General features: G+C 64.1%; 16 protein-coding genes. 12 read left to right on the top strand and 4 right to left on the bottom strand.

Features of this window, described 5'->3' with window-relative positions; all coding sequences use genetic code 11:
* Positions 1-8 precede the first annotated feature (8 nt).
* From paaB to AC1RU4_RS10110, 5 genes are all read left to right on the top strand, one after another.
* Positions 9-296 (top strand): 1,2-phenylacetyl-CoA epoxidase subunit PaaB, encoded by a 288-nt coding sequence (paaB, locus tag AC1RU4_RS10090; RefSeq protein ID WP_492890940.1) that lies wholly within the window; start codon positions 9-11, stop codon positions 294-296.
* A gap of 66 nt (positions 297-362) precedes the next feature.
* Positions 363-1,139 (top strand): 1,2-phenylacetyl-CoA epoxidase subunit PaaC, encoded by a 777-nt coding sequence (gene paaC, locus AC1RU4_RS10095; RefSeq protein WP_492890941.1) that lies wholly within the window; start codon positions 363-365, stop codon positions 1,137-1,139.
* A complete protein-coding gene (gene paaD / locus AC1RU4_RS10100; protein WP_492890942.1) occupies positions 1,139-1,684 on the top strand; it encodes a 1,2-phenylacetyl-CoA epoxidase subunit PaaD in 546 nt (181 codons plus the stop codon). Before paaC ends, paaD begins: the two co-directional genes overlap by 1 nt.
* Before the next feature lie 12 nt (positions 1,685-1,696).
* A complete protein-coding gene (gene paaE, locus AC1RU4_RS10105) occupies positions 1,697-2,851 on the top strand; it encodes a 1,2-phenylacetyl-CoA epoxidase subunit PaaE (RefSeq protein WP_492890943.1) in 1,155 nt (384 codons plus the stop codon).
* Between the two features lie 14 nt (positions 2,852-2,865).
* A complete protein-coding gene (locus AC1RU4_RS10110; protein ID WP_492890944.1) occupies positions 2,866-3,327 on the top strand; it encodes a MaoC family dehydratase in 462 nt (153 codons plus the stop codon).
* A gap of 99 nt (positions 3,328-3,426) precedes the next feature.
* Here the strand turns inward: AC1RU4_RS10110 and paaK are convergent, their stop codons facing one another.
* From paaK to paaG, 3 genes are read right to left on the bottom strand one after another with little or no spacing between them, the layout of a single operon-like run.
* On the bottom strand, positions 3,427-4,755 hold the full coding sequence (paaK, locus tag AC1RU4_RS10115; protein ID WP_492891053.1) for a phenylacetate--CoA ligase PaaK: 1,329 nt from the start codon (positions 4,753-4,755) through the stop codon (positions 3,427-3,429).
* Positions 4,756-4,773: 18 nt separating this feature from the next.
* On the bottom strand, positions 4,774-5,199 hold the full coding sequence (gene paaI / locus AC1RU4_RS10120) for a hydroxyphenylacetyl-CoA thioesterase PaaI (protein ID WP_492891054.1): 426 nt from the start codon (positions 5,197-5,199) through the stop codon (positions 4,774-4,776).
* A gap of 59 nt (positions 5,200-5,258) precedes the next feature.
* Complete coding sequence (paaG, locus tag AC1RU4_RS10125; RefSeq protein WP_492890945.1) at positions 5,259-6,050, bottom strand: 2-(1,2-epoxy-1,2-dihydrophenyl)acetyl-CoA isomerase PaaG; 792 nt, start codon at positions 6,048-6,050, stop codon at positions 5,259-5,261.
* 125 nt (positions 6,051-6,175) lie between these two features.
* Here paaG and paaN point away from each other — a divergent pair, with 125 nt between their 5' ends.
* The 4 genes from paaN to paaZ are packed head-to-tail and all read left to right on the top strand — an operon-like array spanning position 6,176 to position 13,197.
* Positions 6,176-7,825 carry a phenylacetic acid degradation protein PaaN gene (gene paaN, locus AC1RU4_RS10130; protein WP_492890946.1) on the top strand — a complete coding sequence of 550 codons (1,650 nt, stop codon included), beginning with the start codon at positions 6,176-6,178 and terminating at the stop codon, positions 7,823-7,825.
* A 24-nt stretch (positions 7,826-7,849) separates the two neighbouring features.
* Positions 7,850-9,058: a 3-oxoadipyl-CoA thiolase gene (pcaF, locus tag AC1RU4_RS10135; protein ID WP_492890947.1), complete on the top strand. Its 1,209-nt coding sequence runs from the start codon at positions 7,850-7,852 to the stop codon at positions 9,056-9,058.
* A gap of 1 nt (position 9,059) precedes the next feature.
* Positions 9,060-11,141 carry an FAD-dependent oxidoreductase gene (locus AC1RU4_RS10140; protein WP_492890948.1) on the top strand — a complete coding sequence of 694 codons (2,082 nt, stop codon included), beginning with the start codon at positions 9,060-9,062 and terminating at the stop codon, positions 11,139-11,141.
* 16 nt (positions 11,142-11,157) lie between these two features.
* Positions 11,158-13,197 (top strand): phenylacetic acid degradation bifunctional protein PaaZ, encoded by a 2,040-nt coding sequence (gene paaZ, locus AC1RU4_RS10145; protein ID WP_492890949.1) that lies wholly within the window; start codon positions 11,158-11,160, stop codon positions 13,195-13,197.
* 73 nt (positions 13,198-13,270) lie between these two features.
* Here the strand turns inward: paaZ and AC1RU4_RS10150 are convergent, their stop codons facing one another.
* Positions 13,271-14,197 carry a LysR family transcriptional regulator gene (locus AC1RU4_RS10150; protein ID WP_492890950.1) on the bottom strand — a complete coding sequence of 309 codons (927 nt, stop codon included), beginning with the start codon at positions 14,195-14,197 and terminating at the stop codon, positions 13,271-13,273.
* Positions 14,198-14,300: 103 nt separating this feature from the next.
* On the opposite strand from AC1RU4_RS10150, the gene styA reads away from it, so the two are divergent.
* The 3 genes from styA (at position 14,301) to styC (ending at position 16,802) form a co-directional block, all read left to right on the top strand.
* On the top strand, positions 14,301-15,584 hold the full coding sequence (styA, locus tag AC1RU4_RS10155; protein WP_492890951.1) for a styrene monooxygenase subunit StyA: 1,284 nt from the start codon (positions 14,301-14,303) through the stop codon (positions 15,582-15,584).
* 111 nt (positions 15,585-15,695) lie between these two features.
* A complete protein-coding gene (locus AC1RU4_RS10160) occupies positions 15,696-16,241 on the top strand; it encodes a flavin reductase family protein (protein ID WP_492890952.1) in 546 nt (181 codons plus the stop codon).
* A gap of 33 nt (positions 16,242-16,274) precedes the next feature.
* Positions 16,275-16,802, top strand: coding sequence for a styrene-oxide isomerase StyC (styC, locus tag AC1RU4_RS10165; protein ID WP_492890953.1), 528 nt, complete (start codon positions 16,275-16,277; stop codon positions 16,800-16,802).
* Positions 16,803-16,845: the final 43 nt, after the last annotated feature.

Raw genomic sequence — 16,845 nt, forward strand, 5'->3', positions numbered from 1 at the left:
GAAATCCCATGGCCGAGCCTAGAATTCCCCTTTGGGAAGTGTTCATCCGTTCGCGTAACGGCCTGTCCCACAAGCATGTGGGTTCGCTGCACGCGCCCGACGCGACCTTGGCCCTTCAGTCGGCACGTGATCTCTTCACCCGGCGAGGCGAGGGTCTGTCGATCTGGGTCGTACCGTCCAATGCCATCACGGCGTCCGATCCGTCGGAAAAGGGCATGATGTTCGAGCCGACGGCCTCGAAGATCTATCGCCATCCCACCTTCTACGATGTGCCCGACGAAGTCGGGCACATGTGAGGTGGCGGTCGCCGCCCCATTGGAATTGATCGCGGCTTTGCCGCATTCAGCGACGGGATTGCACACATGGCCTCGGGCTCCATCCGGGTGGCTGAGACGCCGCTCGTCTCCTATCTACTGCGCCGCGCCGATGACGCACTCATACTCGGCCATCGCCTGTCCGAATGGTGCGGACATGGACCGTCCATGGAAGAGGAAATGGCGCTCGCCAATATGGGGCTTGACCTGATCGGACAGGCCCGCGCGCTCTATTCCTACGCCAGCGAAGTTGAGGCGGCCGGGCACGATGAGGACGCCTTCGCCTATTTGCGCGACGAACGGGCATACCGCAATCTGTTGTTGGTCGAGCAGCCTAACGGGGATTTTGCCCAGACCATCATCCGCCAGTTCCTCTATGCCGCCTTCGCCGATCTCTATTGGCGCGCCATGATGGGGTCGGCCGATCCGACGCTGGCGGCCATCGCCGCCAAGGCGGAGAAGGAGTTGGCCTATCATCTGCGCCATTCCGCCGAGTGGGTTGTGCGGCTCGGCGACGGCACGGCCGAAAGTCGCGATCGTGCAGCAACGGCACTCGCGACGCTCTGGCCCTTCACCGGCGAACTTTTCGAGGCCGACGAGTACGACCGCGCCGTCATCGCCGAAGGGATCGCCGTCGATCCGGAAGATCTGCGGGGAACCTGGCGAGCGACGATACAGCGTGTGCTCGCCCAAGCGACGCTCGCGGTACCCGCCGACGGCTGGATGCAAAAGGGTGGCCGCAGCGGCCGCCATAGCGAACATCTCGGCCATTTGCTCACCGAGCTGCAATATGTGCAGCGCGCCGTTCCGGGAGCAACCTGGTAATGACCGCACTGCCCCACCCCGTTACTGAAGCGAACCCGACGTCGCGCTCGGAGCAAGCGTCCGGCGGCGATGTTCGGTCGAGTGTCCGGCGCATCGCGGGCGCCGTTGTCGATCCGGAAATCCCCGTTCTGACCATCGAGGATCTCGGCGTGCTCCGGGATGTCCGGGTGAACGGAGCGCATATCGAGGTCGACATCACGCCGACCTATTCAGGCTGCCCGGCCATGAACATGATCGCCATTGAGATAGAGGTCGCCCTGCGCGGGGCCGGCTATGACGACATAACCGTCCGCACCGTCCTTTCGCCGGCTTGGACGACCGACTGGATGAGCGAAGCGGGTCGACGCAAGCTCGAGGAGTACGGTATCGCTTCGCCTCGAAAAGGGTCGGGCCGGCGTGCGCTCTTCGGCGTCGATCAGGTTGCCTGCCCGCAATGTGGGTCCAACGACACCACGGAAATTGCCGCGTTCGGCTCGACTTCCTGCAAGGCGCTGTGGCGCTGCAATGCCTGTCGCGAACCCTTCGACTACTTCAAATGCCATTGAGCAGGTGACGCCATGTCGACCGCCCTCCCAGATCTCGCGCCGGAAGCCTCCGCGGCGCTCGCAGCCTCATCCGTTCCGTTCGCGGGATCAGGGAAGGTACCGCGCTTTCACCGTCTCGCCGTGGCCGATGTGAAGCGGGAGACGGCGGACGCCGTTTCGATCTCGTTCGTGATCCCAGAGCACCTCGCGGACGACTACAAGTTCGAGCCCGGGCAGTATCTCACCTTGCGGATGACGGTAGACGGCGAAGAGTTGCGGCGCTCCTATTCCATCTGCACCGGCCCTGATGACGGAGAACTGCGCATCGCGGTCAAGCGGGTGCAGGACGGCCTGTTCTCATCCTGGGTCAATGCGCATATCGAGGCAGGCGACGAACTGGACGTGATGACGCCGACTGGCCGGTTCGGCTTGTCGAATGCCGTCGGGAATGGCCGCATCCATGTGGGGTTTGCAGCCGGTTCGGGCATCACGCCCGTGCTGTCTATCCTACGCGGCGTGCTGGCGTGGGAGCCGGACAGCCGCTTCTTTCTGTTCTACGGCAACAAATCGACGACCGACATGCTGTTCCGGGAGGACCTGGAGGAACTGAAGGATCGTTTTCTCGGCCGTCTCTCGGTCTTTCACGTGTTGAGCCAGGAGGAACAGGATATCCCCGTCCTCAACGGCAGACTCGACGGAGAAAAGGCTCGCCTCCTATTGACCGCCATCGTTCCGGCGGCCGCCGTCGACCACGCCTTCGTCTGCGGCCCCTCGGGGATGATCGATGATCTCGAAGCGGTCCTGAAGGAACTCGGGCTCGCGGAGGATAAGATCCATGTGGAGCGCTTCGTCTCCGCGCTCGGCGGACGGCCGCGACCGCGGACTGAAGTTGCCCCCGAGGCTGCCCCGGCCTTTCTTGCTTCCCTCATCGTCGACGGCAAGCGCCGGGAAGTTCCCGTGGCCGAGGGCGAGGCGATCCTGGATGCGGCTCTGCGTGCCGGGATGGATCTTCCCTTCGCCTGCAAGGGTGGCATGTGTTCCACCTGCCGCGCCAAGGTGGTCGAGGGAACGGTTGATATGGAGGTCAATTATTCCCTGGAGCCTTGGGAGGTGAAGGCTGGGTTCGTGCTCACCTGCCAGGCGCACCCGACCAGTGGGAAGGTCGTCGTGGATTTTGATCAGGTCTAGTGCTTGAGCCGGTGATGGACGAGTTGCAACCGCGCCTGCCGCCTTGTCCCTTCACGATCGGCGAGACATTTGGCGAGACGTTCACATTCGATGCGGCTTCGATCCGAGAATTCGCAAATATTTCCGGGGACGTGAACCCCCTTCATCACGACGAGGCGTTCGCTCGGGCAAGCCGGTTCGGCGGTCTCATCGCGTGCGCGGGACACACATCGGCCTTGATGATGGGAGCGCTCGCGAAATATTTGACGGCCCGCGCGGAAGCGCTCGGCTTGGAGTTCAGCTTTCAGCTTCGCAAAGCGGTGCATGCTGGGGCGACGATGCATTTGACATGGGTGATCGTCGAGATAGAGCCAAAGATCAGCCTTAACGGTTACATCCTACGGTTCGAAGGAAATCTGAAGACCACGGACAGGGTCTTGGCCGTTGGAGCAACGGCTAGAGGCCTCGCCATGCAGCGAAGCGCCATAACATTCTGATGCAGAAGCGATGAGATAACTTTGCAGACCCATGGAGCCCGGGTGTTCGCGCTCCATGGGTCTTCTTCCCGAAATTATCGCTGTGCCTGTTATCGCCCCTCACTCCTTCGAACGCTTGTCGATGACATGGCGAGCCTTGCCGACGGACCGTTCGATCGTGCCTGGCGGGTGAATAACGATGCGGGTCGTGACGCCCACCGTATCCTTTATGCGGGTAACGAGATGTGTGGCGTGTGTCTCGAGACCGGCGCCATCCCAGTGCTCGTGCTTCGCCTCCGTGAAGATCGTCATCTCGTCCATGCGTCCGGTTCGGGATAGTTCGATCACGAAATGACCGGCGCACCATTCCGTGGCGAGCAAGGCTTCTTCGATCTGTGTCGGAAAGACATTGACCCCGCGCAGGATGATCATGTCGTCGGAGCGACCGGTCACCTTTTCCATGCGCCGCATGCCGGGGCGAGCGGTGCCTGGAAGCAGGCGGGTCAGATCACGAGTGCGGTAGCGGATGATCGGGAACGCCTCCTTGGTCAGGGAGGTGAAGACCAGTTCCCCGATCTCGCCGTCGGGAAGGACTTCGCCGGTCTCGGGGTCGATGACCTCGGGCAAGAAGTGATCTTCCCAGATGTGGAGGCCATCCTTCGACTCCAGGCACTCCTGCGCAACGCCGGGTCCGATCACCTCCGAGAGGCCATAGATGTCGGTGGCTTCCAGGGCGAAGGTGCGCTCGATTTCTTCCCGCAAGGCGTTGGTCCAGGGTTCGGAACCGAAGATGCCAAATTTGAGGGAGGATGCGTGCGGGTCGAGGCCAGCCTTGGTGAACCCGTCGAGCAGTGCGAGCATATAGCTCGGCGTCACCATGATGGCGTCGGGCTTGAAGTCGTTGATGAGTTGGACCTGGCGTTCCGTCATGCCTCCAGACACGGGCACCACGGTGCAGCCAAGCCGCTCGGCGCCATAATGCGCGCCGAGCCCGCCGGTGAACAGGCCGTAGCCATACGCGATGTGGACCATCATGCCGGGACGCACCCCGGCCGCGCGGAGCGAGCGGGCCATCACGTCCGCCCACATGTCGAGGTCGGCCTTGGTGTAGCCCACCACCGTAGGCTTGCCCGTGCTGCCGGAGGAGCAGTGGACACGGACGAGTTTCTCGCGCGGAACGGCGAAAAGCCCGAACGGATAATTGTCCCGCAAGTCGCTTTTGAGCGTGAAGGGAAACTTCGCGAGGTCGGACAGGTCGCGAAAGTCGGACGGGTGCACTCCAGCCGCCTCGAATTTCCGGCGATAGAAGGGCACATTTTCATAAGCGTGCCGCAGCGACCACGCGAGGCGCTCGCGCTGCAGGGATTGAATCTGGTCGCGGGACGCACGCTCGGCGGCGTCGAGTCCGGGCTCGACGGTATGGTCAAAAGATATGGCCGGCATCGCCATGTTCATTGTCTCCTCCACTCAAAGTGTTGAACTGGGCTCGCGGCTCTGCGGCGCGCGTTCTGGCGGCTCGATCACGGAGCCGCCGATGATGCGAGAATGCCCCCGAAACTCGGCGATCACCACGCCATCCTGGGTTACCTGGACGTCGTAGAGGCCCGAACGCCCGGCCCGGCTTACTTCCCTGGCGCTAGCGATCAGCCGGTGATCCCGTTTGCCCGGGCGCAGAAAGGTGATGCTGCAATGGGCGGCGACGGCGCGCTCGTCATAGGAGTTACAGGCAAAGGCGAAGGCGCTGTCGGCGAGAGCGAATATGAAACCGCCGTGGGCGGAGCCGTGGCCATTGGTCATGGTCTCGGTGAGCGTCATGGCCAGCACAGCCGTTCCGGGGCCGACCTTGAGGATCTCGATGCCGAGGCCGCGGCTCGCCGGGTCGCTCGCCCACATGACATCGGCGGAGAGACGCGCGGTCTCCTCAGGGGTCCGCGCGGAGGCAAGGGCGGAGGTCACGAGGCCCTGCCCGTAAAGCTGGGAGCCCGCTTTTCCATGAATGCACAGACCCCCTCGGCATAATCCGGCGTGTGGCCGGCCTTTCGCTGCAGGTCCCGCTCCAGGTCGAGCTGTGCGTCGAGGTCGTTGCCCCCCGAGGCATTGAGCGCTTCCTTGATGAAGGCTAGGCCTTGGGTCGGCTGGGTTGCAAGATGAGCGGTCAGCCGTTCGGCCTCCTCGCGGAGGCTGGCGTCGTCCACCGTCTTCCAAATCAGGCCCCAGGCTTCCGCCTTTTCCGCCGGCAACGGTTCGGCCAGCAGGCTCAGGGCGCGGGCGCGGGCGTCGCCGATCAGGCGAGGCAGGAAGAAAGTGCCCCCGGAATCGGGAACGAGGCCGATCTTGGCGAAGGATTGGATGAACTTGGCCGAACGCGCCGCGAGGACGATGTCGCAGGCGAAGGCGATATTCGCCCCGGCGCCGGCGGCCACCCCGTTCACCGCGCAGATGACGGGTTTTCGAAGTGTGCGGATGCGGCGAATGAGCGGGTTGTAGAACGCCTCGATTGTGGCGCCAAGGTCTGGCTGGCTGCCATTCGACTGTAGCCGATCGGAAAGATCCTGACCTGCGCAGAAGCCGCGTCCCGAGCCCGTGACGAGAATAGCGCGGCAATTCTCGCTCGTTGCCGCCTCCTCAAGAGCATCCGCAAGGCGGTGGTGCATCTCCTCGTTGAAGGAATTGAGTCGATCCGGACGATTGAGGGTAATGAGCGTCCAGCCTTCGCGGCGCTCCACAAGAACTGAAGGATCCACGGCTGCCTCCCTGAACGGGCTCTTTATGAGCCTCTTGAATTAACCGATCGATCGGTTAATCTTTAGCGCAACGGTCGTTCGTGTCAACAGGCGAGCGCGACAATGAGAACGGCGGGAGGACGGGCATGGTTGAACGTTTCGAAGGGCACCGCACCGTGCTCCACGGCGCACTTCAGGCACTCCGGCGGCGGGACTATTGGAGCGCCTTTTCGGAAACTCCGCGCAGCTACGGCGAAGAGGCCGCCGCCGCCGGCCAACCGGCGTTCGAGGCGCTCCTCGGCAAGCCCTTCGACACGGGTCAGGAGGTCCCGAACGGGCGTGTCGGCGCTGAAGTGTCGCCGTTCGGACCCGCTCTCGGGATCACCTATCCTCAGATCACACCGGATGACTTGATCGCTGCGGCTTCCAAGGCGGCGCCGCTCTGGGCCGAGGTGGACCTCGAAACGCGGACCGGTATCGCCATCGAAATCCTGGTCCGGCTCAACCGCTCGTCCTTCGCGATGGCGCATGCCGTGCAGCACACGACCGGACAAGCCTTCGCGATGGCGTTTCAGGCTGGGGGCCCGCACGCGCAGGATCGCGGTCTCGAAGCGGTTGCCTATGCCTATGACGAGCTTTCCCGCGTGCCCGGTACGGCGCATTGGGTGAAGCCCGCGGGTCGCAATTCATTGTGCCTCGACAAGGAATTTCACGTCGTCCCGCGGGGCATCGGCCTCGTCATCGGTTGCGCGACCTTCCCGACCTGGAATTCCTATCCGGCGCTGTTTGCGGATCTCGTCACCGGCAACGCCGTCATCGTCAAGCCGCACCCAGCCGCAGTGCTGCCCTTGGCGATCACCGTGAAGATCGGTCGCGAGGTTCTGCAGGAATCCGGCTTCGATCCCGATGTGCTCCAGCTTGCGGCCGACACGGTGGAGGAGCCGCTCGCCCAGGTGTTGGCGACCCATCCAGCCATTGGTCTCGTCGACTTCACGGGTTCGCCTGTATTCGGCAGCTGGTTGCGAGAGAATGTGAAAGGCAAGCCGCTGTTCACCGAGGAAGCGGGCGTCAACACTATCGTCATCTCCTCGACCGACGCGTTCGCGGCTATGTGCCAGAACATCGCCTTCTCGCTGTCGCTCTACAGCGGACAAATGTGCACGGCACCGCAGACCATCTTCGTGCCGGCAGGCGGGATCACCACCGACGAAGGGCACAAGAGTTTCGAGGCCGTGGCGAACAGCATCGCCACCGCCATCGACAGCCTCCTGGCCGATCCCGCCCGTGCGGTGGCCGTGCTGGGGGCGATCCAGAATCCCGCGACGCTGGCCCGCATCGACGAAGCTCGCGGCCTCGGCCGCGTGGTGCGCGAGAGCAGCTCGTTGCAGATCGAGGGTGCGCGCACCGCGACGCCGCTCCTCCTGGCTGTGGACGGGGATCGCGACTCCGCTCACCTGGAAGAGCACTTCGGACCGATCAGCTTTATCGTGGCGGTGGGCGATACCAAGGACGCCATCGCGCGCGCCACAGCTGCTGCTCGCAGCAGGGGCGCCATTACGGCCGCGCTCTACAGCACGGACGACACGGAAATCGCCGAGGCCGCGATCGCCTATGCGCGAGCCGGAGTGGCTCTATCGATCAACCTGACCGGCGGCATCTACGTCAATCAGAGCGCGGCTTTCAGCGACTACCACGTCTCGGGCGCCAACCCGGCCGGCAATGCCTGCCTTACCGACGCGGCCTTCGTCGCCGGGCGCTTCCACGTCGTCTGTGTGCGCCGTCCGGCCGCTGCCTGACCTCATTTCCATCGGAGAAAAAGAATGGCGCACGCCTTCATCTGCGATTTCGCGCGCACACCCATCGGCCGCTACGGCGGCGCCCTCAAGGACGTCCGTGCTGATGACCTCGCCGCCCATCCCCTCCGGGCCTTGAAAGTGCGAAATGCTAGTGTCGACTGGGAGGCGGTGGATGATGTAATCCTCGGCTGCGCCAACCAGGCCGGCGAGGACAATCGCGATGTCGCCCGCATGGCGGTGCTGCTAGCGGGCCTGCCCGTCAGCGTGCCCGGCACCACCATCAACCGCCTGTGCGGCTCCGGTCTCGACGCCGTCGGCATGGGTGCTCGCGCCATCATGATGGGCGACGCCGACCTCATCCTCGCCGGCGGAGTCGAAAGCATGACACGCGCGCCCTTCGTCACGGGCAAGGCCACCGAGGCCTTCTCCCGTCAGGCCGAGGTCTTCGATACCACCATCGGCTGGCGTTTCGTGAACCCGCTGATGAAGGAGCAATACGGCATCGATTCCATGCCGGAGACGGGTGAGAATGTGGCCGAGGACTTCCAGATCTCGCGCCACGACCAGGACCTGTTCGCCTGGCGGTCCCAACAACGCGCCAAGGCGGCGCAGCAAGCCGGTTTCTTCGAGAACGAGATCGTGCCGATCGAAGTGAAGGGCAAGAAAGGCGCCATCATGGTGGTGGCCAATGACGAGCATCCCCGTGGCGACACCACGTTGGAACAGCTTGCGCAACTGAAGGCACCCTTCCGCAAGCAGGGCGGAACGGTCACCGCCGGCAACGCCTCCGGCATCAATGACGGCGCCGGCGCCTTGATCCTCGCGTCAGAAACCGCAGTGCGCAAATATAACCTGACGCCGCGCGCCCGCGTGATCTCCGTTGTACAGGCTGGCGTGCCGCCGCGGATCATGGGCATTGGGCCCGCGCCGGCCACCCGCAAGCTTCTCGAGAAGAACGGCATCGCCCTTCGCAACGTCGACCTGATCGAGCTCAACGAGGCGTTCGCCTCGCAGGCGCTCGCCGTATTGAGGCAGCTCGGCGTGCCGGACGACGCCGAGCACGTGAACCCACACGGGGGTGCCATCGCTCTCGGCCACCCGCTCGGCATGTCGGGCGCGCGTCTTGCCATGACCGCGGTGAGCGCGCTGGAGGCCCGCGGCGGAAAGCTGGCGGTGGCGACCATGTGCATCGGCGTCGGCCAGGGCATCGCAGCACTCATCGAGAAAGTGTGACATGGAAGCGCATATCTTGCCCGTCTTCATCTACCGCCAAGGAACTGTGGCGGTGGTGGAGATCGACAATCCACCTGTGAACGCGCTGTCGCACTCGGTGCGCTTAGGCCTGCTGGACGCGGTGGCGATACTGGGCGACGATTCCTCTGTCACCGCTGTCGTCCTCAGCGGCGGACGTGGGCGCTTCATCGGCGGCGCCGACATTCGGGAGATGGATCGCCCGCCGGACGAGCCTTATCTGCCGGACGTCGTGGCAGCTCTCGACGCGCTGGACAAGCCCGTTGTGGCCGCCATCGATGGAGCGGCGCTCGGCGGGGGCCTTGAAATCGCGTTGGCCTGCGACGCGCGGATCGGCTCGCCGAAGGCGTTGCTGGGCCTCACCGAAACCCGGCTCGGCGTCATTCCGGGCGCCGGCGGCACTCAGCGCCTGCCGCGGGTGGTGGGGATCAAGCACGCCATCTCGCTCATCTGCGAGGGCCGCATCCTGAAGGCTGACGAAGCTCTGAACCTCGGCCTCCTCGACGAAATCGTGAAGGACGACCTGCTCGCCGCCGCCGTCGCTGCTGCGCCGAAACAGGCGAAGCGCCGCATCTCCGCACAGCCCGTGCCGCAGACCGATGGAGACGAGGAGGAGAAAGCTGCCGCACAGGTGCTGAAAGGCGCTAAAGGCCTGCCGGCGATCGCCGAGGCGATCCGGGTGATCCGTTCGGCGCGGGACGGTGACTTTGCGCAGGGCCTCGATCGCGAGCGCGCCGCGTTTCTTGCCCTGCGCGAGAGCGCCGAGGCCAAGGCGCTGCGATACCTGTTCTTCGCCGAACGCGAGGCGGCCAAAGTGCCGGGCCTCGACGGCGTTTCGCCCCGGACGTTTGCGAAGACCGCCGTGATCGGCGCCGGCACCATGGGTGCCGGCATCGCGGTGGCGCTGGCCGATGCGGGCCTGTCCGTGACGCTGGTGGAGCGGGACGAATCGGCGGCGGCGGCCGGGCTCGATCGCGTCAGGGGCCTTTATGAACGCCCGGTGAAAAGTGGACGATTGAGCCTCGCGCAATCCGAAGAGCGTACCGCGCGCATCGCGCCCACTGCGGACTGGACCCGGATCGCAGATGCCGACCTCGTCATCGAGGCCGCTTTCGAGGACATGGCGGTGAAGACGGACATCTTCCGTCGCCTCGACGCCGTCGCGCGCCCCGGCGCGGTGCTGGCGAGCAACACCTCTTATCTCGATCTCGACGCCATTGCGGGAGCGACCGCCCGGCCGCAGGACGTCGTCGGGCTGCATTTCTTCGCACCCGCCAACGTGATGCGTCTCTTGGAAGTGGTGCGTACGGACGGAACCGCGCCGGAGGTACTCGCGACCGCTCTCGCGCTCGCCAGGACGATTGGCAAGCAGCCGGTGGTGGCCGGCAATTGTGACGGCTTCATCGGCAACCGGATCTATGCGGTTTATCGCCGCCACGCCGAGTATCTCGTGGAGGACGGCGCCACGCCGGAAGAGGTAGACGCGGCCCTGGAAGCCTACGGCTTCGCCATGGGCATATTCGCTGTCTCCGACATGTCGGGCCTCGACATCGCCTTCGCCATGCGCCGGCGCCGGGCGACGACACGCGACCCCGGCGAGCGCTACATCGCGATCCCGGACCGGCTGTGCGAGGCGGGGCGTCTCGGCCGGAAGACCGGCGCTGGCTGGTACGCCTACGACGCTGAGGGCCGGAAGGCGCCGGATCCCAAGGTTGCCGAGATCATTGCAGCCGTCCGCGCGGAGAAAGGTATCTCGCTCCGGCACTTCGCCGCCGAGGAGATCCAGTCGCGTCTTCTCAGCGTGATGGCGAACGAGGGCGCGAAGGAACTGGAAGAGGCGGTTGCGCTTCGCGCCTCCGACATCGACCTCGCCTTCGTCAACGGCTACGGCTTCCCGCGGCTCAAGGGCGGTCCCATGTTCGCCGCCGACCGGAAGGGCCTCGCTACGGTGTTGCGCGAGGTTGAAGCCGCTCATGCAGCAGGCGGCGTGGGCTCCGAACCGTCGGCACTCCTCGTCGAACTCGCTCGCCGTGGCGCAACATTCGCGGAATGGCGTCGGTCCTGACCGCAGGAGAATCATGATGACACGTCTTCTCGAAAGCTACGCTGAGGATCGCTGGACCGCGCCCCAGGGCGGTCTCGCCGACATTCCGAGCGCCATTGACGGCCGGACCGTGGCGCGAGCTTCCAGTGCGGGGCTCGACTTCGCCACCGTGCTTCGCCATGGGCGGGACGTCGGCGGCCCGGCTCTGAGAGCCCTGACATTCCACGAGCGCGCCGACCTGCTGAGGGCGCTCGCCTCCTATCTCAGCGCACACAAGGAGCCGCTTTATGCTCTGGCTGCGGACACGGGGGCGACCCGACGCGACAACCTCATCGACATCGATGGCGGTATAGGCACTCTCTTTGCCTATGCGTCGCGAGGGCGCCGGGAGTTGCCTGCCCAGTGCTTCGTGGTGGAAGGAGAGACCGAATCTCTCTCCAAGGGTGGCAGCTTTATCGGTGCGCATGTGCTGACGCCGCTTCACGGCGTGGCCGTCCACATCAACGCTTTCAACTTTCCCTGCTGGGGCATGCTCGAAAAGCTCGCGCCGGCCTTGCTTGCAGGTGTCGCCGTCATCACTAAGCCTGCGACCGCCACAGCCTATGTCGCGGAAGCGGTGGTCCGGCTCATCGTCGAGGCGGGTGTGCTGCCCAAGGGCGCGCTGCAGCTTATCTGTGGCTCGACCGGCGATCTTCTCGATCACCTGACCGGCCAGGACGTGGTCTCCTTCACCGGTTCGGCCGAGACCTCGGAGCGACTGAGCCGCCATCCGTCGATCACGCGCAACGCCGTCCGCTTCATCGCCGAGCGGGATTCGCTAAACGCGGCCGTGCTCGGGCCCGACGCTGGCGCCGGCACGCCGGAATTCGATCTGTTCGTGAAAGAGGTGGTACGGGAGATGACGGTCAAGGCCGGGCAGAAGTGCACGGCCATTCGCCGCATCTTCGTGCCGCGCACGTTTGAAGCGGCAGCCACGGAGGCGATCGCGGCACAGCTCTCAAAAACCGTGCTCGGCGACCCGCGCCGCGAGGATGTGCGCATGGGGCCGCTAGCCTCGCTCTCCCAGCGCACGGCCGTGCGCGCGGCCGTGAACGAGTTAACCCGGGAGGCTGAAATCGTCGCGGGCGATCCCGAGCGTGCCGAGGTGATCGGCGGCGACGTTGAGACCGGCGCATTCATGGCCCCCGTACTGCTGCGCTGCCAAGTGCCGCTCGAGGCTCGGAGTGTTCACACGGTCGAAGCGTTCGGCCCGGTGGCGACGGTGATGCCCTACGGGACGCTCGACGAGGCTGTCGCACTCGTTGCGAAGGGCGAAGGGAGCCTTGTCGCTTCCGTCTTCACTTATGACGACGCGGTGGCGGACCACCTCATCTTCGGCCTCGCTCCCTATCACGGTCGGCTCCTCGTTATTGATCGCGACTGCGCCAAGGAGTCCACCGGCCATGGTTCTCCCCTTCCCGGTCTTGTCCATGGCGGACCGGGCCGAGCTGGCGGTGGCGAGGAACTGGGCGGCGTGCGCGGCGTGTTCCACTACATGCAGCGTACCGCCGTACAAGGATCGCCCGCGCGGCTGTCGGCCCTGACGCGTCAATGGCTGAAGGGCGCACCGGCTCGCGTGCCGTCGGTCCATCCATTCAAGCTGCCTTACGATGCGCTGAGTGTCGGTGACACGGTGGAGACGGCCTCCCGCGCCATCACGCTCGAGGACATCGAACATTTCGCCAATTTCACAGGTGACACTTTCTACGCCCATATGGACGAGGAGGCTGCGAAGGCCAATCCGTTCTTTCCCGGTCGCGTCGCTCACGGATATCTTATCCTGTCCTTCGCCGCGGGACTGTTCGTCGATCCGGCGCCGGGGCCGCTCCTTGCGAATTACGGGCTCGACAATTTGCGGTTTCTCAAGCCGGTCTCCCCGGATGATGCCATTCGCGTGCGCCTGACTGTCAAGGAGAAGCAGCCTGCACGCAAGCCGGAATACGGTGAGGTGCGGTGGGATGCGGAAGTGTTCAACCAGAACGGAGAGACCGTCGCCCGGTACGAACTGCTGACGATGAGCGCACGGGCCGCGGCGTAAAGGGACGGCGTCGGCGTCCGCTCATCGCCGTGCGTCACGCCAGCCAGAGCGACGCGCACCAGGCCAGCCGGCCCTAGTTGCCGCCTTGGGCGGTGTCCGCCGACGCGGGCCGCCCCGACCTTGTCAACTCCGGAACGATGAAATCGATGAAGGAACGCGCCCGTCGGGAGAGAACGCGCGCCTGTGGATAGGTGAGGTTCACCGGGATGGCCGGCAGGAAATAATTGTTCAGAACTATCTTCATGCGATTGGCTGCCGCATCCGCCTGCACGAGCCAGCTCGGCACGATCGCAATCCCTAGGCCGTCGCGGGCGGCTTGGTACGCGACCTCCTCGCTATTGAAGCGCAGTCGCCCTCCGACGCGGACACTTTGACGTCCATCCTCTGAATCAAATTCGATGCTCGCGTCCATGGAGTTGGTGGCCACGATGACGTCGTGTTTGTCGAGATCCACGGGCTCTTTGGGAACGCCCCGTGCCGCCAGATAGACGGGCGATGCCACCACGACACGTTCGAATGTCCGGATGGATCGGACGACGAGCGAGCTCGAGAGCGGTTGTCCGGTCGTGATGGCGAGCTCGAAGCCCTCCTTCACCAGGTCGTGGATGACATCTGCAAGGGTGGTCTCGATCGACACAAGTGGGAAGTGCTGCAGGAACCTGGGGAGCAGAGGCACGATGTGCGTCCTCCCGAATGAGATGGGAACCGCGATGCGCAGAAGCCCCGTGGTTTCAGGGTGTTGCCCGCGCGCCGAGGTGCGCACTTCGTCCAAAGCCTCAAGCATGCGCCGCACCTGCTCATAAAGCTGGGCCGCCTCGGCGGTCGGATTGATTTTTCGGGTCGTCCGCACGAAGAGAGGCACGCCGAACGTGGCCTCCAACCCGGCGATGTACTTGCTCACCGTTGACTGCGAAACGCCCATTTCGCGGCCCACTGCGGAAAAGCTGCCGCGTTCGATCAGTCGCGCGAAAGCGACATAGGCTTCGATGCTCTCCGACATTTATTCCCCACGGAATATGTCATAGTCGATATCACTGATTTACGAATGACCGGGCGGTTAGTAAATAGAGAAAACACAATCATCAAGAAAACTGGGGAAACGCATGGGAAAGAGAATCGCCATCATTGGGGCCGGCACCGCTGGGCTCCATCTGGGCCTTCATCTCCGCAAGTTCGGTGTCGATGTCACCATCTTCACGGATCGTCGGCAGGAAGATTTCAAGACATCTCGACTGCTCAATACCGTCGCGCACCATCACGTCACGGTCGAGAGGGAAGATGCGCTCGGATGCAATCATTGGCCCGCGGATCAATATGGATACTTTGGACATTATTATTACGTCGGGGGCCCCCAGCCGCTGCGCTTCTTCGGCGCCTTGGAAGGGCCCAGTCGTGCGGTCGACTATCGCATCTATCAGCCGAGTTTGATGGACGACTTCGTCGCCAAGGGCGGCGTGATCGAGTTCCGCGAGATCTCGCACGACGACGTCCCCGACATCGCGAAGCAATTCGATCTGCTCGTGGTCTGCACGGGCAAGGGCCCCTTTGGGCAGATGTTCAAGCCCGATCCCAGCTTCTCGCCGTTTGATCGCCCGCAGCGTGCGTTGTGTGTCGGTTTGTTCAAGGGAATCAAGGAACCGCCAACGCGTGCTGTTGTGATGAATTTCTCTCCCGGTGCCGGCGAGATGATCGAGATTCCGACGCTATCCTTCGGCGGAATGGTGACGGCGCTCGTCATCGAGAACCACATCGGCGGCGATCTCGAGATTCTCGCCAAGACCAGCTATGATGAGAATCCCAGAGCCTTCCTCGATCTGCTGCTCGACAAGCTGCGCAAGCATTATCCGGACTGCGCGGAGCGGATCGACGAGAAGGAATTCGACCTGGCCAACGGCCCGCTCGATATCCTGCAGGGTGGCGTGACGCCGACCGTGCGAAAGAGCCACGTGGCGCTCGACGATGGGAAGCTTGTCGTGGCGCTCGGAGACGTGCAGGCGGTGGTGGATCCCGTCCTCGGTCAGGGCGCCAACATGGCATCTTACGCGGCCGTTGTTCTTGGTGAGGAAATCGTCGAGCAAGACGTTTTCGACGAGCGGTTCATGGAGCGGGTCGAGGAGCGCCGGCGCGACCGCGTGCTGAGCGCTACCCGCTGGACGAACTATATCCTGCGGTCGCTGGGCACCCTCTCGCCGGAGCTCCTTCAATTTATCGGTGCGTTGAGCCAGAGCGCGGAACTCGCCGGAGAGTTCACCGAGAACTTCAATTTCCCGGAACGGCAGTGGGATTGCTTCGCCAGCCCGCAGCGCACGCGCGCCTGGGTCGAGACTCGCCTGGATGGGCTTCGCGCCTCCATTCCGAGCGAGGCGGTCCTCGCCCGCGTCGGATGAGACGCGACCTGTAGCTCCGGCGCACAAACACAGGCAGGCTGGTGGAGCCCTAGGTGTGGCGAACCCGACCCTGCAAATGCGCCGTAGCCTCTTCAAGGGAGGAGGTGTGTCATGCCAGTACATGTGGACCTGTTTCGCAGCGCACTGTCGCACTTGGCGGCCGGGGTCAGCGTAATCTCCACCGCCAGGGAGGGCGAGCGCCGCGGCGTCACCGCTACGGCCGTTTGCTCCGTCTCGGCCAGTCCTCCGACAATTCTCGTCTGCATCAACACGGCCACCGGAACCTCCAAGATGATCGAGGAGCACGGCTGGTTCGCGGTGAACGTGCTGGCGGAACAGCACCGGCATGTTGCCGAGGTCTTTGCCGGTCGCAACGGGCTGCAGGGCGACGAGCGCTTTCGTCACGGTGATTGGGAAGCAGGAGAGCATGAAGGGCTGCCGCTGCTTTCGGACGCGATTACAACCCTCGAATGTCGGGTCGACCAGATCGTGCGGTCGGGAACGCACGCGGTTTTCTTCGGCATCGTGGAGGTCGCTCGGCTCCGCCGCGATCCGCCGCTGATCTACCACGCCGGCGCGTTCCACATGCTGCCGGGCGCGATCACAACAACGGAAGCTGAACGGCTCCGGGGGCGGCCAACGGCACCTGTGCCGTAAGCCGCGCCATGAAAATAAAACCGGGAGGAAACAATGGTTTCTGTGAGCTACACGAATAGAGGCGGCACTACCGCCACTGAGTATACCGCCAGCTTAAGTGCCCTGCGAAGGACGATGGTGGGTCACGGCGCTCTCATGATCTTCGCGGCGCTGGTCGGAGGCGTCGGATTGTGGATGTATCTCCTTGGCGGTTTCGAGATCATCCCCGGCTACGTTGTTTCGTTCCAGCTGCCGGGATCGGCGGATGGCTGGCAGCGCGCGCATACCGGCCCGGTGCTGAACGGCCTCATGGTCATCGCCATTGGCTGCGCCTTGCCCTTGCTCGATTTTTCCGAGCTTTGGGCGAAGCGGCTGGGATGGATCATCATCCTCGATGGCTGGTCGAACACGGGCTTCTACTTCTTCGGAAATTTCTCCCCTAACCGCGGATTGGCATTCGGCGAAAGCCGCCTTGGGCCGGCTGATATCTTCAGCTTCCTGGCCTTGGCGCCCGCCTATCTATTCGGCGTGCTCGCAATGATCGCTCTCGTCGCGATCGGATGGCGCGCCATCGCTCGCTGAAGGACGCGTCGCGAACCTACCTGCACCCGAAAACCGTTCGTGC

The organism is Ancylobacter sp. GW821-FHT10E12, assembly GCF_058809335.1.

Coding starts and splice junctions, on each gene's coding strand:
- paaE (WP_492890943.1), top strand. CDS start 1,697: ATGTCGACCGCCCTCCCAGATCTCGCGCCGGAAGCCTCCGCGGCGCTC.
- AC1RU4_RS10150 (WP_492890950.1), bottom strand. CDS start 14,197: ATGTCGGAGAGCATCGAAGCCTATGTCGCTTTCGCGCGACTGATCGAA.
- paaK (WP_492891053.1), bottom strand. CDS start 4,755: ATGGCGATGCCGGCCATATCTTTTGACCATACCGTCGAGCCCGGACTC.
- pcaF (WP_492890947.1), top strand. CDS start 7,850: ATGGCGCACGCCTTCATCTGCGATTTCGCGCGCACACCCATCGGCCGC.
- paaD (WP_492890942.1), top strand. CDS start 1,139: ATGACCGCACTGCCCCACCCCGTTACTGAAGCGAACCCGACGTCGCGC.
- AC1RU4_RS10110 (WP_492890944.1), top strand. CDS start 2,866: ATGGACGAGTTGCAACCGCGCCTGCCGCCTTGTCCCTTCACGATCGGC.
- paaN (WP_492890946.1), top strand. CDS start 6,176: ATGGTTGAACGTTTCGAAGGGCACCGCACCGTGCTCCACGGCGCACTT.
- paaI (WP_492891054.1), bottom strand. CDS start 5,199: ATGTGGGCGAGCGACCCGGCGAGCCGCGGCCTCGGCATCGAGATCCTC.
- styA (WP_492890951.1), top strand. CDS start 14,301: ATGGGAAAGAGAATCGCCATCATTGGGGCCGGCACCGCTGGGCTCCAT.
- styC (WP_492890953.1), top strand. CDS start 16,275: ATGGTTTCTGTGAGCTACACGAATAGAGGCGGCACTACCGCCACTGAG.
- AC1RU4_RS10160 (WP_492890952.1), top strand. CDS start 15,696: ATGCCAGTACATGTGGACCTGTTTCGCAGCGCACTGTCGCACTTGGCG.
- paaB (WP_492890940.1), top strand. CDS start 9: ATGGCCGAGCCTAGAATTCCCCTTTGGGAAGTGTTCATCCGTTCGCGT.
- paaC (WP_492890941.1), top strand. CDS start 363: ATGGCCTCGGGCTCCATCCGGGTGGCTGAGACGCCGCTCGTCTCCTAT.
- AC1RU4_RS10140 (WP_492890948.1), top strand. CDS start 9,060: ATGGAAGCGCATATCTTGCCCGTCTTCATCTACCGCCAAGGAACTGTG.
- paaZ (WP_492890949.1), top strand. CDS start 11,158: ATGACACGTCTTCTCGAAAGCTACGCTGAGGATCGCTGGACCGCGCCC.